19 protein-coding genes are annotated in these 14,541 nt (G+C 65.4%); 6 read left to right on the forward strand and 13 right to left on the reverse strand.

From position 1 onward, the window contains the following. The first annotated feature begins 477 nt into the window (after window positions 1–477). The 3 genes from Rhe02_RS16185 (at window position 478) to Rhe02_RS16195 (ending at window position 2,881) form a co-directional block, all read left to right on the forward strand. Entirely contained in the window at window positions 478–2,031 is a 1,554-nt protein-coding gene (locus Rhe02_RS16185; RefSeq protein ID WP_203909059.1) for an MFS transporter, read from the forward strand. A gap of 61 nt (window positions 2,032–2,092) precedes the next feature. After that, entirely contained in the window at window positions 2,093–2,275 is a 183-nt protein-coding gene (locus Rhe02_RS16190) for a hypothetical protein (protein WP_203909060.1), read from the forward strand. A gap of 264 nt (window positions 2,276–2,539) precedes the next feature. After that, window positions 2,540–2,881, forward strand: coding sequence for a hypothetical protein (locus Rhe02_RS16195; protein WP_203909061.1), 342 nt, complete (start codon window positions 2,540–2,542; stop codon window positions 2,879–2,881). 76 nt (window positions 2,882–2,957) lie between these two features. On the opposite strand, the gene Rhe02_RS16200 is transcribed toward Rhe02_RS16195, so the two are convergent. From Rhe02_RS16200 to Rhe02_RS16235, 8 genes are all read right to left on the reverse strand, one after another. After that, window positions 2,958–3,398, reverse strand: coding sequence for an SRPBCC family protein (locus Rhe02_RS16200; RefSeq protein WP_203909062.1), 441 nt, complete (start codon window positions 3,396–3,398; stop codon window positions 2,958–2,960). A gap of 3 nt (window positions 3,399–3,401) precedes the next feature. Beyond that, window positions 3,402–3,881: an SRPBCC family protein gene (locus tag Rhe02_RS16205; RefSeq protein ID WP_203909063.1), complete on the reverse strand. Its 480-nt coding sequence runs from the start codon at window positions 3,879–3,881 to the stop codon at window positions 3,402–3,404. Continuing rightward, window positions 3,878–4,201 carry an ArsR/SmtB family transcription factor gene (locus Rhe02_RS16210; protein ID WP_203909064.1) on the reverse strand — a complete coding sequence of 108 codons (324 nt, stop codon included), beginning with the start codon at window positions 4,199–4,201 and terminating at the stop codon, window positions 3,878–3,880. Before Rhe02_RS16210 ends, Rhe02_RS16205 begins: the two co-directional genes overlap by 4 nt. Before the next feature lie 393 nt (window positions 4,202–4,594). After that, on the reverse strand, window positions 4,595–6,844 hold the full coding sequence (locus tag Rhe02_RS16215) for a heavy metal translocating P-type ATPase (protein WP_203909065.1): 2,250 nt from the start codon (window positions 6,842–6,844) through the stop codon (window positions 4,595–4,597). Window positions 6,845–6,854: 10 nt separating this feature from the next. Next, window positions 6,855–7,793 (reverse strand): DUF8832 domain-containing protein, encoded by a 939-nt coding sequence (locus tag Rhe02_RS16220; RefSeq protein WP_203909066.1) that lies wholly within the window; start codon window positions 7,791–7,793, stop codon window positions 6,855–6,857. Continuing rightward, on the reverse strand, window positions 7,790–8,002 hold the full coding sequence (locus tag Rhe02_RS16225; RefSeq protein ID WP_203909067.1) for a heavy-metal-associated domain-containing protein: 213 nt from the start codon (window positions 8,000–8,002) through the stop codon (window positions 7,790–7,792). The genes Rhe02_RS16220 and Rhe02_RS16225 overlap by 4 nt, the downstream gene beginning before the upstream one ends. A gap of 20 nt (window positions 8,003–8,022) precedes the next feature. Then, window positions 8,023–8,310 carry a metal-sensitive transcriptional regulator gene (locus Rhe02_RS16230; protein ID WP_203909139.1) on the reverse strand — a complete coding sequence of 96 codons (288 nt, stop codon included), beginning with the start codon at window positions 8,308–8,310 and terminating at the stop codon, window positions 8,023–8,025. Window positions 8,311–8,688: 378 nt separating this feature from the next. After that, window positions 8,689–9,420, reverse strand: a complete 732-nt coding sequence (locus tag Rhe02_RS16235) for a helix-turn-helix domain-containing protein (RefSeq protein WP_239123862.1) — start codon at window positions 9,418–9,420, stop codon at window positions 8,689–8,691. Window positions 9,421–9,548: 128 nt separating this feature from the next. Here Rhe02_RS16235 and Rhe02_RS16240 point away from each other — a divergent pair, with 128 nt between their 5' ends. Continuing rightward, entirely contained in the window at window positions 9,549–9,719 is a 171-nt protein-coding gene (locus Rhe02_RS16240; protein ID WP_203909143.1) for a hypothetical protein, read from the forward strand. 144 nt (window positions 9,720–9,863) lie between these two features. Here Rhe02_RS16240 and Rhe02_RS49810 read toward each other — a convergent pair whose 3' ends face one another. Then, on the reverse strand, window positions 9,864–10,214 hold the full coding sequence (locus tag Rhe02_RS49810; protein WP_239123863.1) for a site-specific integrase: 351 nt from the start codon (window positions 10,212–10,214) through the stop codon (window positions 9,864–9,866). A gap of 16 nt (window positions 10,215–10,230) precedes the next feature. Between Rhe02_RS49810 and Rhe02_RS49815 the strand changes: the two genes are divergently transcribed. Further along, window positions 10,231–10,614 carry a hypothetical protein gene (locus Rhe02_RS49815; protein WP_239123864.1) on the forward strand — a complete coding sequence of 128 codons (384 nt, stop codon included), beginning with the start codon at window positions 10,231–10,233 and terminating at the stop codon, window positions 10,612–10,614. Window positions 10,615–10,905: 291 nt separating this feature from the next. Here the strand turns inward: Rhe02_RS49815 and Rhe02_RS16255 are convergent, their stop codons facing one another. Further along, the gene (locus tag Rhe02_RS16255) at window positions 10,906–11,370 is read right to left on the reverse strand and encodes a hypothetical protein (RefSeq protein ID WP_203909069.1); all 465 of its coding nucleotides are present in this window, start codon (window positions 11,368–11,370) and stop codon (window positions 10,906–10,908) included. 407 nt (window positions 11,371–11,777) lie between these two features. Here Rhe02_RS16255 and Rhe02_RS16260 point away from each other — a divergent pair, with 407 nt between their 5' ends. Further along, a complete protein-coding gene (locus tag Rhe02_RS16260; protein WP_239123865.1) occupies window positions 11,778–12,734 on the forward strand; it encodes an aldehyde dehydrogenase family protein in 957 nt (318 codons plus the stop codon). A gap of 142 nt (window positions 12,735–12,876) precedes the next feature. Here Rhe02_RS16260 and Rhe02_RS16265 read toward each other — a convergent pair whose 3' ends face one another. The 3 genes from Rhe02_RS16265 to Rhe02_RS16275 form a co-directional block, all read right to left on the reverse strand. Then, window positions 12,877–13,281 carry a site-specific integrase gene (locus Rhe02_RS16265; RefSeq protein WP_203909071.1) on the reverse strand — a complete coding sequence of 135 codons (405 nt, stop codon included), beginning with the start codon at window positions 13,279–13,281 and terminating at the stop codon, window positions 12,877–12,879. A gap of 21 nt (window positions 13,282–13,302) precedes the next feature. Then, window positions 13,303–13,461, reverse strand: a complete 159-nt coding sequence (locus Rhe02_RS16270; protein WP_203909072.1) for a hypothetical protein — start codon at window positions 13,459–13,461, stop codon at window positions 13,303–13,305. Between the two features lie 507 nt (window positions 13,462–13,968). Next, complete coding sequence (locus tag Rhe02_RS16275) at window positions 13,969–14,307, reverse strand: hypothetical protein (protein WP_203909073.1); 339 nt, start codon at window positions 14,305–14,307, stop codon at window positions 13,969–13,971. Window positions 14,308–14,541 lie beyond the last annotated feature (234 nt).

A 14,541-nucleotide genomic window follows, 5' to 3' on the forward strand; every position in this document is an offset into this window, starting at 1 on the left:
CGCCGCGACAAGCGGTACGAAGCTTGATGAGAGCCCTAGGACAGCTAGCCGCATGAGCCCACGCCTTGTCATTTCGACCATCATGTCCTCCAATTCGTCGTCGTAAATCCTTACTCGGGTTGAGTCTAGGGTCGCCCCATCGACTCAGCCGTGGCCCGAAATCCGAGACCAGAAGGGAATTGACAAAACTCCTGGTGAATCGGGTCCACTCCGGTTCGACCTTGAGCGCCGATCCTGCAGAGGAGCCAGTTGTAATGGCTCTGTATCGGTCAGAGAAGTGGCGCTTGGCGCGCGATCCTAAATTGGCTGTGCTAAGACATGCCTACGATTCCTCAGACCACACGGGCTTGGGATCGGTCGAACCCGAGCCCAAAGCCGAAGGCAGGGCGCAAAAACAACGGAATCTCCTACGAGCATCCTGCACTGTTCTGGGCTGGAGTGCTTGTCACGACCGTGGGCGTCCTCATGCAGCTGCCTATGTACTGGACAGCAAGGCACGATCACTTCCATATGGTGGGCATGCCACTGACGTGGTACATGAACGTCGGCATGTTGCTGATCGGCGTTGGCGTCGCTTTGGTCGTGGTAGCCATCATTCCCAAGAAGACCGAGCGTGCCCAACGAGTCAGCAAAATCAAGATCGGTTCTCTCGACGACACAAAAATTAGCAAGGCGCACGTCGCATTGCTGCTGGTGCTTGCGGCGGCGATCACGATCGACGTCATGAAGTCGACCTCGCTGGCATTCATCGCCCCAGGCGCCGCAGTCGAATACAACCTACGCGGACCGCTCAACCCTCACTCGCCCAATCTCCCTGTGGCGCTGTATCCGTTGATTGGCATCACCGGCACGATGATCGGCTCATTCCTATGGGGCTGGTTCGGCGACCGTATTGGCCGCCGGGCATCGATCCTGCTTTCCGCGATCCTCTTCATCGCCACCACGACATGCGGCACGATGCCCGAATACTGGCTGAATCTCGTATCTTGCTTCTTCATGGGAGTCGGTGTGGGCGGGATGCTCCCGATCACATTCGCACTTATGTCGGAGACAATTCCCAAGCGCCATCGAAGTTGGCTCATGGTGCTGATTGGAAGCGACATTGCGGGCGCCTACATCATCGTCAGCTGGCTGGCATCCACCATAGCTGCCCCGGATCGGTTCGGATGGCGGATGCTATGGCTCGTCGGATTGCCTTCGGGGCTTCTCCTCATCCTGCTCAACCGATGGATGCCGGAGTCCCCTCGCTTCCTTCTCCAACAGGGAAGAGACGAGGAGGCGCGAGCCGTGATGGCTCGCTATGGGGCAGCGATCATCGAATCGGACGAGGAATCAGACCTGGCGGTGGAGCAGCATCTGAAAGGCGGGATCAGCCAGCTGTTCACCCGAAACTTCTTAGGGCTATCCGCAGCCATCATCCTGCTGGCGTTGAGCATCGGCATGACGCAGTACGGGTTCCAGCAATGGATGCCGTCGAACCTGCAGCATCTGGGATTCTCGGCAGTTCACTCAACGTCGATCCTGCGCAACGCGGCGCTCTTGGGGTTTCCCTTCAGCCTTCCGGTCGCTCTCCTGTACGGCTTCTGGAGCACCAAAAAGACGGTACTCGGTGTGACTGTGTTGATGGCTGGATCATTGGGGACGTTCGCGTTCCTCGGCGACAGCGTCGTGGAAAACTCCACGCTGCTTTATGTGCTGCTGGTGATCCCGATCTGGGGTATCAGCCTTCTTAACAGTGTCCTGGCGGCTTACACGGCCGAGGTCTATCCCACCGTCGTGCGGGCGCGTGGCAGCGGTATGTCCGCCGGCGCGACGAAGACCGGCGGAGTTGCCATCCTGTTCCTCGTCGTTATCGTTGCCGCGGCTGCACCGTCGGTCCGAATGACGGCTGCGCTAGGCCTGATTCCCATGGTATTGGCTGGGATCGTCCTGCTAATCTTCGGCCCGGAAACCAGGCATCGACAGCTCGAAAGCATCACCGCCGAAGCGCTGCACCTGGAACTCCAGCCGGTGGCAGCGGGGGCGAGGTAGCCAATTCGTTCGAATGCCAGGAGGCGCGCGGCAGGTCACGACAGCGCGCCTCAAGGCATTTATGTCCCGGGTCTACCATCAACTGAGCGTCGTCGATCGCGTAGAGCGCTTGATTATGGCGATCCTGGCAACGAGGGCCAATAAGGACTCGGCGAAGGCGTCGCTCAGGTCGGCGGAGATCGCCGAGTGGGCGCTCGCGATGGCCATGCAGGTTCAATGGAGCCTTGCAAAGATCGAGGGGTGAACTGTCCGGCAAGCTCGTTCCACCAACGCGGGTGGCGGCAAAGCTCATGATGTCGAGATCGGACCCCCCGTCCATCGCGAGTGTGCCTGTTGGCGCCAAGCGTGCTTCGGTTCAGCCGGGCGAGGGTATCACTGCGTCCGCCGTCATGAGCTTCGGTTCCAAAGGAAACCGATTTGGTGGTCACCTGGTATGACGCGGGCGCTGTTGCGTAATTGGATCGGATGATGCGTTGAGCCCGGCTTGGGTTGCGGCAAGTTCATGAAGGTGGCGAGCACCTCGAAGTGGGCGCCGACAGAACGCCATCCAGAGGGCGAGTTGCATGAGGACTTGGGCTTCTTCAGCTGGGACAAGACCCGCAAACTGTTCGTGCTACGGCAGTTCCACGTCGAAGGTTTCGTGAACCAGTACATCGCCGAGGTGGTCGCAGACGCGAAGATCGTGTTTGTGACCGAAGCGATCGAGAACATTCCGGACGGCTGGCGTGCCCGTGAGACCTACACCTTCCTCGGTCCTGAGGAGTTCATCGAGCAGTTCGAGCTGGCTGCGCCCGGCAAGGACTTCGAGCCCTACACTGAGAACCGGCTGCATCGTGTGGCGCCGGAGTAGGGGTAGTTCGCAAGGCACGCGCCGCGATCCCTCGCTCTGCTTTCCGAGATGATCGCGGCGCGTGTTTGCACCACCGTTAGCGGCTTTCGAGGTGCCGCTTTAGCGCGACCAGATTGCTCGGCATTTCCTTGCGCGACTGGGGTCGCACCATCAACGGCACGAGGACCTTGCCGATGCCGTGGCCGGTGAAGTCGACGCTGATGGTCAGCTCGGAACTGTTGGCGGTCAACGGCTTCACGGTAAGATCGACGATGGCGCGGATGGGTCCGTCGATGCCTCGTACGCCCCACACCTTCGGTGGGTCGATGCGGGTGACGGTGGAGACGCTGGATCGGTTCGCGCCGCCGATTCGCCGGGTGGTCACGCATCGGGTTCCCACCTCGGGCGCGGCGTCGGTGTCCATCCGCCCGTCGACGACGCCCTGTTGCCACTCCTTGAACCGTGTCGGGTCAGTGGCGTAGTTGAACACGTCCGCCGCCGACCGTTCGACCTTGATCTTCGTCACGATTGCTGTCATCGTCTACCCCTTGTCAAAGAGCGCGGCGTACCGGTCGAGGTACAGCGGCCAGCCCTGGTCGTGGGCAACGCCGTCGCGCACCGATTCCCAGCCCGGGCCATGCCGGTCGATGTAGCGGTGTTCGAGGTCGACGCGCGTACGATCCGCAGCCTCGGCGGTGAAGGTCACGTCGACTTCGCTGGTGAGGTCGGGGTCGGCCTCGACCTGCCAGGTGGGGCCGATGTCCCAGCTGAACACCACGCGGTGGGGCGGGTCGTAGGCAAGGATGCGCGCCCACCGGCACTCACTGCCATCTGTGCCACGGTCGAAAATGTGTCCGCCCACCTTGGGCTCGAACACGGTCTCGGCGATCGGCACCGCCAACATGTTGTGCTCGGCCGGTTTGAAGTCGCCGAACCGGTCGGTGAACACGGTGAACGCCTCCTCTATCGGTGCCTCGACCATGATCTGCCGACGCACCACCGCAGCATCTGCCTGCGTCATGAACTCTCCTCTTTCTTGTCCCCGACGATGTTCTGATAACCGTCCAGCGCACGACGCCAGAAAGTGTCGAGCTGATCTTTTAAGGCCGCCACGCCCGCGGGGTTCAACCGGTAGACCCGGCGCGTTCCCACCGCCTCAGCGGTGACGAGCCCGGCCCCCTTGAGCACCGTCAGATGCTGCGACACGGCCTGCCGGGTGATGGGAAGTTCACTGGCCAGCTCCCCGACATCTCGCGGCCGCTCAGCCAGGCACTGCACGATCGCGAAGCGGCTGGGATCCCCCAGCGCTTCCCAACCCTCATGCGCTTTGAAAGTCGCCACTAACGAAAGCTACGACTTTCATAAGGAGCTGTCAAATGCACGAAGGATCCTCTACTTGCAGGTCAGCGCATTGTCAACCGCGACCGCATCTCGGATCTAGCGTCGGGTGACACCATGAACAAGATCAGGTCGAGGGGCCCTGGGCCGTTCTTCACCAGTCCTGCGTGGCGGGTGGGCCGGGCTGCGACCCACCTGCACGGAAGTCACCTCGATGGCGAGCACAGTCATTGGTCTCGATCCACGAGCAGCCCTGCCCGCTCCCAGCAGGCACCGAAGGCTTGGACCCCGAACTCAAGCGCCCCGGATCAGAAGTGCGGCGACGTGCGGGTGCGGCTGCTGGAAGGCTCGCAGAAAGGCCAAACCGTCACCACCGCGATGCCCACGGGCCAGGGCTCATGCTGCTGCGACGGAGCGGAAACGGCGTAGCCGCAGGCTGTTGGACACCACGAACACCGACGACAGCGCCATCGCCAGTCCGGCGATCATCGGGTTGAGCAGGCCCAGGGCGGCCAAGGGTAGAGCGGCGATGTTGTAGGCGAAGGCCCAGAACAGGTTGCCCTTGATAGTGCCCAAGGTTGTGCGGGACAACCGGATCGCGTCCACGGCTGCGTTCAGGTCGCCGCGGACGAGCGTCAGGTCGGATGCCTCGATGGCTACGTCGGTGCCGGTGCCCATGGCCAGGCCGAGGTCGGCTTGGGCGAGCGCGGCGGCGTCGTTGACCCCGTCCCCGGCCATCGCCACTATTTTGCCTTGTGCCTGAAGCCGTTTGATGACGTCGACCTTTTCCTGCGGCAGGACCTCGGCGATCACCTCGTCGATGCCTACCTCTGCGGCGATCGCACGGGCGACCGTGGTGTTGTCCCCGGTGAGCAGCACCGGTGTCAAACCCAGGTCACGCAGCCGTGCGATGGCCTGCTTGCTGGTCGGCTTGACCGCATCGGCCACCGCGAGCACCGCGCGGACCTTGCCGTCCCATCCGGCCAGAACAGCGGTGTGCCCCTTGGCTTCCGCTTCCTGCAGCGCCTGGGCGATCGCATCCGATGGCTGTAGGCCATGCCCGGCCAGCAGCTTGGGCCGGCCCACGACGACATGTTTGCCGTCAACGGTTCCCGCAACGCCGAGGCCCTCCACATTGGAGAAATCGGTCACCTCTGGCAGCCCGCCTTCGGCTTTGGCAGCCTCCGCGACCGCCTGGGCGATCGGGTGTTCCGAGGCCGCTTCGAGGGCACCGGACATCCGCAGCACCTCCGCGCGGTCGGCGCCGTCGCTCACCACCGTGTGTAGGGTCATCCGGCCGGTGGTGACGGTGCCGGTCTTGTCCAGCACGATGGTGTCCACGGTCTTGGTGGACTCCAGAACCTCAGGGCCTTTGATGAGGATGCCCATCTGCGCGCCACGGCCGGTACCCACCAAAAGAGCGGTAGGGGTGGCCAGGCCCAGCGCACAAGGGCAGGCGATGATCAGCACAGCGACCGCAGCGGTGAACGCCGCGGCAACGCCATTGCCGGTACCGAGCCAGAATCCAAGCGTGGCAACGGCGAGCGCGATCACGATCGGCACGAACACGGCCGAGATCCGGTCGGCGAGACGCTGCACGGCGGCCTTGCCGGTCTGAGCCTGCTCGACGAGTTTGGCCATCTGCGCCAGCTGCGTGTCCGCCCCCACCCGCTCCGCGGTGACGATGAGACGGCCGCTGAGATTTACTGTGGCGCCGACGACTCGGTCGCCTGGCTTGGCATCCACGGGTACGGACTCGCCGGTGACCATGGAGTTGTCCACCGCTGAGATGCCGTCTTCGATGATGCCGTCGGTGGCGATCTTCTCCCCAGGGCGGACCACGAACCGGTCACCCACCACCAGATCGCTGACCGGGATCCGGGTTTCGGTGCCACCGCGCAGGACCGAGACGTCTTTGGCGCCGAGTTCAAGCAGTGCGCGCAGCGCCGCGCCAGCCCGGCGCTTGGAGCGTGCTTCGAAGAACCGCCCGGCGAGGATGAACATGGTGACGCCGGCGGCGACTTCGAGATAGATGTTGCCGGCGCCATCGCTTCGCTCGATGGCGAACCGGAAGGGATGGGTCATGCCGGGCTGCCCGGCGGTGCCGAAGAACAGCGCCCATAGCGACCAGCCGAACGCCGCCAGGGTGCCGACGGAGATGAGGGTGTCCATGGTGGCCGCGCCGTGGCGCACGTTGGCCCAGGTTGCTTTGTGGAACGGCCACCCTCCGTAGACGATCACAGGTGCGGCCAGGGTGAGCGAAAGCCACTGCCAGTTGGCGAATTGGAGAGCGGGGATCATCGCCATGGCGATGACCGGTATCGACAGCGCGACCGAGACGATCAGCCTGGTACGCAAGGAACTCAGCTCATCGGTGGGCTCAGCAATGTCGTTTTCGTTGGGCGGCTTGGGCAGGGCGGCGGTGTAGCCGGTGGCCTCGACGGTGCGCACCAGATCCTGCGGTGTCACCGTGTTGGGGAAGGTGACAGACGCCCTTTCGGTGGCGTAGTTGACGGTGGCGGTGACCCCGTCGAGCTTGTTGAGTTTCTTCTCGATCCGAGCCGCGCATGAGGCGCAGGTCATCCCACCGATTGCCAGCTCGATCTGCTGGGCGGCCACGCGCAGTGGCTGCGTCGCGGTTGCCATGGCGGGCCTCCTAGTTGTGTCCGTGCCCGGACGCCGACGGCGCAGGGGTCGGGCTGGCCGCGGGTGCGGTGGTGCCGTGCGTCGCGGCGGTGAACGCAGCGGTGCGCACGATGCCCTGGTGCTGGAAATCCAGGAACAGCCCGTAGCCGCCGCTGCTGGGAACTTCGGCGTAGAACACGATCTGTGGTCTTGCTATCTTGGACTCTTCGGGATGCACATGCAGGTAGGCCAGATCACCGTCGCGCAGCGCGACGAGGTGCCCGAACGCCCCCAGGTACGGCTGAAGGTCGGTGACCGGCCGTCCGTCCTTGCTGACAGTCAGAGTCAGTTTCGACGAGGTACCCGGCACGAGGTCGCCATCCAAGGTGACCGTGTAATCATCCACGGTGGTGGTGCGGCTTGGTGGCGCTAGCGGACGTGGCTGGTAATCGCCGGGTGCAGTGGCGTCCGCGCCGAGGATCAGACCCTTGTCGTGGGCGGCCGGCCGGAAATCGGCAAACACGCGGTAGGCGCCCGGACGGTCGACCGTCAGTGGCACCGACCAGACGCCGCCATCGCCCAGCACCGGGTGCAGGTGCTGAAAACCGGTCAGGTCGCGGCGCACGACAATCAGGTGCAGGTCCTTCTCGTGCGCGGCGGTGAAGCTGGTAACGGGTTTGCCGTCAGGGCCTATCACGCTGAAGGTCAACGGATGGGTGCCAGTGCTCGACAGGGTGGTCGATGCCAGGTCGAGGCGGTAGCCGTCCTGGGCGATCTGCACGCCACCGGGAATCGGCGGTGCCGCTTGGGGTGTCGGTGATTGGTGGCCCTGGTTGTGGCCATCGCCGTTCATGTCTACCTCCTCGGAAGCCAGGCCGGTGGGACCGGCCAGGCGGCCGGCGCCCAGCGCCGCCGCGAAGATCAGGAGCAGGCCCAGGCCGTACAGGCTGAGCTTGAGTGGGGCCTTCATGGTGTGGTCACCACCTGGTATCCGGCCTCATCGACCGCCGCTGCGACTGCGGAGTCGTCGAGCAGCGTTTCGCTGTCGACCGTTACGGTCCCGGTCGCGAGGTCGACCTGAACGTCGCGGACACCGGGCAGTTTGCCGAGCTCGGATGAGACCGCGTTGACGCAGTGGCCACAGGTCATGCCGGAAACGGTATAGGCCGTAATAGTCATGATGATGTCTCCTTCACGCACTAGGACCGCACAAGCCGGGCGATCGCGTCGGACGCTTCTTTGATCTTTTCGTCGGCTTCCGCACCACCTTGGGCAGCAGCTGTGACCACACAGGTGGCCATGTGCTCGCCCAGCAGCTCCAGCGCGAACGACTGCAACGCCTTCGTGGCCGCCGAGACTTGGGTCAGCACATCGATGCAGTAGGTATCGGCCTCGACCATGCGCTGCAGGCCACGGACCTGACCCTCGATCCGGCGCAGCCGGGCCAGATTGTCGGCCTTCTTCTCGCCTCCGGTGTAGTTGCCCATCGCGATCACCTCCTCCACCACAACCTACCCCTACCCCCTGGGGGTATCAACCGCCCGGAGTGTGAGCTATCGCATACCCGCCGGGGGTATGCGATATGGTGGATCGGAGCGCTTGAGAGGCTGGTTTTGAGCCGGGAATCGATGAGTCAGGCTTGCTGGCGGTGGCCGTGGGACGTCATGTCGCAGGGCTTGTAGACCGCGCGGATGGTGGCGATGACGAGCAGCAATAGGGCCAGGACGGAGTGCAGCGTCCCCCGAAGGGCTGCGCAGAAGCGTCTCGTCGTCGCCGGTGAACGCGCGCCTGGCACGAGCAGCAGATCCCCGCCCTGTGGGGCTCGTAATCGGGTTTAGGTTATGCGGCCTGCGTGTAGTCGTTGATCAGCCCGCCGAGGATCGGACGTCGCTGAACGCGGGCCGCGGCGAGGTCCATGACTTGCGGTGGCGGGTTGGGTGGTCGCCGGCCCAGCGATCGGTTTGGCCGGTGGCCGTTGTAGTGGACGGCGTACTCGGTAAGGACGCGCGACAGGTGCCGTTCGCCCTTGGCACCTGAGATGGTGTGCGGAGCACGTCGATACCAGCGGCGGTGAACACCCTGTCGAACATGGCGGTGAACTTCGCGTCCCGGTCACGCACCAGAAACCGCAGCCCGTCCGCGCGTTTGCCCAAACCCATCAAGAGATTGCGGGCCTGCTGCGCCACCCACGCGCCGGTGGGATGCGTGGTGACACCGGCGACGTAGACCCGACGGGTAGCCAGCTCGATGAAGAACAGAACGCAGATCCGTTTCAGCAGAACAGTGTCGACGGTGAAGAAGTCACCCACCAGGATCGTGTGTGCCTGGGCGGTCAGGAACTGCTGCCAGGTAGGTCCGGTCCTGCGGGGTGCCGGGTCCACCCCGGCCTGGCGCAGGATCTTCCAGACCGTACTCGCCGCGATCTGGCAGCCCAAACGAGCCAATTCACCTTGCACCCGACGATGCCCCCACGTCGGATTCTCGGCCGCCAGACGCAGCACCAGCTCACGCAGCTCCCGATCGATCGGCGGCCGGCCAGGCCGCGCATGCGGAAAGGTCCAATGCCGGGCGATCAGCTGCCGATGCCCGCGCAGCAACGTAGCCGGCGTGACGAAGAACGCCGACCACCGTGGTCGGGCAGCAGACGCGACAACGCCGCCAGCACCACCCGATCCTCAGCCCGCAAGTCAGGGCGGTGTACCTACCGACGAGGCACCGCCACCTGATGCCGCAACACCTGCAGCTCGACGTCCTTGGCGCCACCATCGCGGCAAGCTGGGTGAGCATCAGCAGAATTTGGCGCAAGACCGTGTACACCAACGAGGCCGACATGCCCTGCATCGTCACCCGGCTGCCGCGCACAAACCCGCACGTCACAGCCAACGAATCGGATTAACGAGCCCCACAAGTTACACCGAAATTCGGGCTCTGATACTCCCCGTCGTCGGGGACCGACCGGTGGTTGAGTATCGGCATGAACACCCGGGCCGCAAAAAAGTGCAGCTTCTTCTGTCCATATTGGATAGCGGTCCCATGACGGTCAGAGCCGAAATCGAGGGGGACCTGCCAGTATCTCGCCCGCGAGTGCGAGCGGGTGCGGCTGACCGGTCATCGCCTCCAGGGCGGTGGCTACGGCGTGGAGATCGGCTTTGATGTAGGTGGTGGTGGCCGGTCCGGTGGAGTCGGTGTGACCGGCGTAGGCACGGGCAATGCCGTAGCCGAAGTGCCGTTCGACCCAGGTCAGGGTGGTGTGGCGCAGCCAGTGGGTCGAGATACCTTGCGCAGCGACCCACGGCAGCTGTTGGCCGACGCGTTTCCACAGGTTGTCGTAGCGGCGGCTGGTCAGCGGGTTGCCATCGCGATAGCGCAGCAACCGATCGCCAAAAGTCACCGCTCCCCTCGCGCGCGTGCTCGGTCAACGCACAGGCCAGGGTAAGGCTGACCGGTTGCCAGCGTTGGGTTTCGCCTTTCTCCCGCAGCCGGATCAGGCCGCGTGGCGCGTCGAGGTCGCCGAAGGTCAGGCCCAGCGCGCCGCCACGTCGGCAGGCGGTCTCCGTATGAAGCCGCAACAGCAACGCGTCGAGAATGGCATCGTTCCCACTGGTACGGGCCGCAAGATTGATCTGCTCGAGCTCGACCGCCGTCAGGGCGCGGCGGGTGTTGGGCAAGCGGCGTGGTTTGGCGACCCGGTGCGCGGGGCTGTCACCCGCCACGACGATCCCATCAGCGGCGGCGAAATTGAACAGAGCCCGAGCCGCAGCCACCGCGTGCTCCCCGCATGCCGGCCGTGACGGCTGTTGCGCCGCGACGCTGCGCCGGCGGCTGACTGATTCTTGAGAAACTCGATGTCGGTGGCGGCGAAGCTCGTGATGAGACGCTCGCCCACATCGCGGCCATACGATCCCAGTAGCTGCCGTAGGTGCGGCGGGCGCAAGCACCTGCCGCCTCCTTCACCCGGCGCACGTACTCGGCGACCGTCGGCACCTCCATTGTGGACGGTACGGCGGCGTGCAGATCGGCAGGGCTGATGCCGAGCCGGCCCAGCAGCTGGCGAGCGGCGGCAACAGTGGCGGGATCAGCGCTCACCGAAGGTCTCCCAGGATGCGGCGGTGCATCCGGCCCAGGAGCCTGGCAACCGTGGCAGCGCAATGAACAATGAGGACGCCACGACCGGTCAGCGCGGCAAGCAGCACCTCGTGGCCCGGCCGCAGCCCGGACAAATCACGGACAGCCGCAGGAACACCGATGTCGCCACGCGAGCCGATACGCTGCCTGCCCTCGCGCCTAGTCCGGACGACGACCACACCGCCGACGAAATCGACCTCAACGGGATCGCCGGGTTGCCAGGCCAGGGCCGCCAGCAGCGGCGCGGCGCCGATCCGCCCGGAGCGGTCGATGACGCAGGTGGCAAGCAGAACATGCCCGGGCTCCGGTATCGGCGGCGCGGGAAGTGCCGGCATGGGTGCGGGGTCGGGCTGTGGTGGCACGGTGACAGGCACGAGCGCGGCGATGAGCCGCTCGGCAACCGGCGTTACGGGTCGGGACACGTCGGTCATCGTGGCCGCCGATCACGCCGATACCCGAACGGGCGTCGCACGTTCGAGTCGTCTACCGCACGCGTGCGCCAAATGGGGTCGGACAAGGCCTCGGACTGCGGAAATACACCTACATCATCGGTGTATTTACACGTATTTTGGTGTCCGAGGGGGGACTTGAACCCCCACGCCCAGCACGCGCGCTGAAGGCGCGTGTTCATGTGGAGCAACGATAGTGCTCGGCATGCGGAAACGCTAGATCTACTTTGGACGCTGCTCGAGCACGACATCTTCGCCAATCGCCGTGGTCGTTCGAGTTGATCAATGACGACGGTTGGCGGTTTTGAGGTGACCGCTGCGGACCCATGCGCTCCAAATCCGGCATCAATTACGATCCACAGTTAATCCGACCCAGCACGGTGCCTTCGTTCGGAAAAGCCGGGATCGCGGCCAAGGCCGCCAGAACCCCGCGCCTGACCAAGCCGATCACCAGCGAACTCGGCGGGGTGTCACCCACCATCGTCGTGCCCGGCCGCTGGTCGGCCGCGGACCTCCGCTTCCAGGCCGAGCACATAGCCACCCAACGCCTGCACAACTGCGGCTTCAACTGCATCGCCGCACAGGTCGTCATCGTCAGCGCGCAATGGCCCCAGAAACAGGAGTTCTACGCGGCGCTGCGCGCCGCGTTCGCTGCCGCACCAGACCGCGCCGCCTGGTACCCCGGCTGTGATGCCAGGGTCGCCGGCGCCCGGCAGGCGCATCCGAACTTCGACGCCGTCGGCGGCACAGCCCAACGCACCATGCTGTGGGGGCTCGACCTCGCCGACGGCGCCGAATCCGCCTTCGGCACCGAGTACTTCGGCCCGGTCCTGGGCATCGCCGAACTACCCGGCACCGGTCTGGAATTCCTCAACGCCGCCGTTGACGTCGCCAATGACCGTCTTCACGGCACGTTGGGCGCAAACCTCATCGTCGACCCGCGCACACAACGTCGCCTTGGCATTCAGCTGCGCGAGTGCATCGCCCGGCTACGCTACGGCACCATCGGCATCAACGCCTGGACCGGCGTGGGCTACCTGACCGCCCGTGCCACCTGGGGTGCGTTCCCCGGGCACACGCTCGAGGACATCCAGAGCGGCCGCGGCGTCGTGCACAACTCGCTTCTGCTGCACCGTCCGGAAAGGACAGTGGTCTACGGGCCGTTCCGGCCGTTGCCCCGCTCGATCCTGACTGGCACCCTCAGCATCACACCGAAACCGCCGTGGTTCGTCACCAACCGCACCGCCGCCACCACCGGCCGCCGGCTAACCGAATTCGCCGCCCGACCCCGCTGGGCCGCCCTCCCAGCCATCTTCGCCTCCGCCCTGCGCGGATAGCCAAGCGGGCCTCAGACCCGCCATCATCAATGTCGTTCTTCACCACACCGCAACGGGTACGGGTCGATCTCGACCCGTGCACCGATCCGCTTCCCCTACCCGGCGTCGGCCAATCGCGCGGCGTGTCCGCGACACCGCAAACTTATCGAAACCGTGATGGCACAGCTGGTTTCCTCATCCGGGGTTGTTTCGCGGCTGATGCGCTCCGTTCATCTCGTGGGTGAGGTTCGCTGCTGGGTGTGGCAAGTGGATGGGGCTGGCCGGTCATCGCCGCCAGGGCGGTGGCGACGGCTTGTAGGTCGGCTTTGATGTAGGTGGTGGTGGCCGGTCCGGTGGAGTCGGTGTGCCCGGCGTAGGCGCGGGCCACACCGTAGCCGAAATGGCGTTCCACCCAGGTGAGCGTGGTGTGGCGCAGCCAATGAGTGGAAATCCCATGCGCAGCCACCCATGGCAACGTCAGGCCGAGACGGTGCCACAGGTGGTCGTAGCGGCGGCTGGTCAGCCTGCTTCCGTTACGGTGGCGCAACAGCGCGTCGGTGGGCAGCACGGCGCCGCGGCAGCGGGCATGCTAGGCCAGGGCCGTGGCCAGATCGGTGGTGACCGGTTGCCAACGCAGGGTGCCGCCCTTCTCGGCCAGGCGCACCAGCGCCCACGTGATGTCCAGATCGGACAGCCGCAGGCCGAGCGCGCCACCGCGCCGGCAGGCCGTCTCGGTGTGCAGCCGCAACAGCAACGCTCCAATACGGGATCGTTGCCACCCGCCCGCGCCGCCAGATTGATCTCCGAAAGCTCAACTACGGTCAGCGCCCGGCGGGTAGACGGCAGCCGTCGGGGCTTGGCCACCCGATGTGCCGGACTGTCCGTTGCGCCGACCAGGCCGTCGGCGATGGCCCGGTTGTAGAAGGCCCGGGCGGCCGCGATCCCGTGTTCTCCGGCGTGCCGACCGTGGCGGTTGTTGCGCCGCGACCGTGCGGCTGCGGTGATATCCCGTTGCAGGGCCTCAATGTCGCTGGCGGCGACCGTGTTCAGCGGCCGGTCGCCGAAGGCGGCGGCCATCCGCGCCCAATAGGTGCCATAAGTGCTCTTGGCTCCCGGCCCGGCGGCGGCGATGACCTGCGGCATATACTCGCCCACCGCCGACACCGCCGACCCCAGCTCCAGATCCTCCTGCAGGTCGGCGAGAGTGACACCGAGCTGGGCCAGCAGCTGACGTGCAATGGCGATCCGGGCCGGGTCAGCGCGCATCATGCTCCCTGAGCAGTCGAGTGTGAACGCGATGCAGCAGGCAGGTCACCGTGCTCATCGGATGGACGACGAGCACGGCGCGGGCGGGCAGCGCCGCCAGCAACACCAACGCGCCGGGCGCAATCGCGCACCACCGGCGGGCCGCCACGGGCACGGCGACCTCGCCGCGGCCGCCGACGACATGACGGCCTACTTCGGCTGCGGTGATCAGGATGGCGGTGCGGCAGGCGGTGATTTCCAGGCGCTGCCCAGGCTTCCAGCCCAGCGCGGAGAGCACACCCTTGGCCGGCACCCGCCCGGACGGGTCCAGCCGCGCGACCGCCAGCACCTCACCCTCCCCACCGAGCTCGCGGCGGGCAGCTCGGTGATCGGCGCCCGCGGTGGATCCGGGCGATGCAGCGGACCTGGGATCAGGGCGCCGATCAGCTGCTCACGGCCGGGTCGGACGGACGAGTTCACGGCCGCCATCCTCGCCACCGGACTGGCGTGCACCCCAACGGGCGACACCCGTTTGGCGCGACGAGATTGCTGATGCTATGACAGACGACAGCGCGTGTGAGCG

Origin of the sequence: Rhizocola hellebori (genome assembly GCF_016862955.1) — a bacterium.
Taxonomy (GTDB): Bacteria; Actinomycetota; Actinomycetes; order Mycobacteriales; family Micromonosporaceae; genus Rhizocola; species Rhizocola hellebori.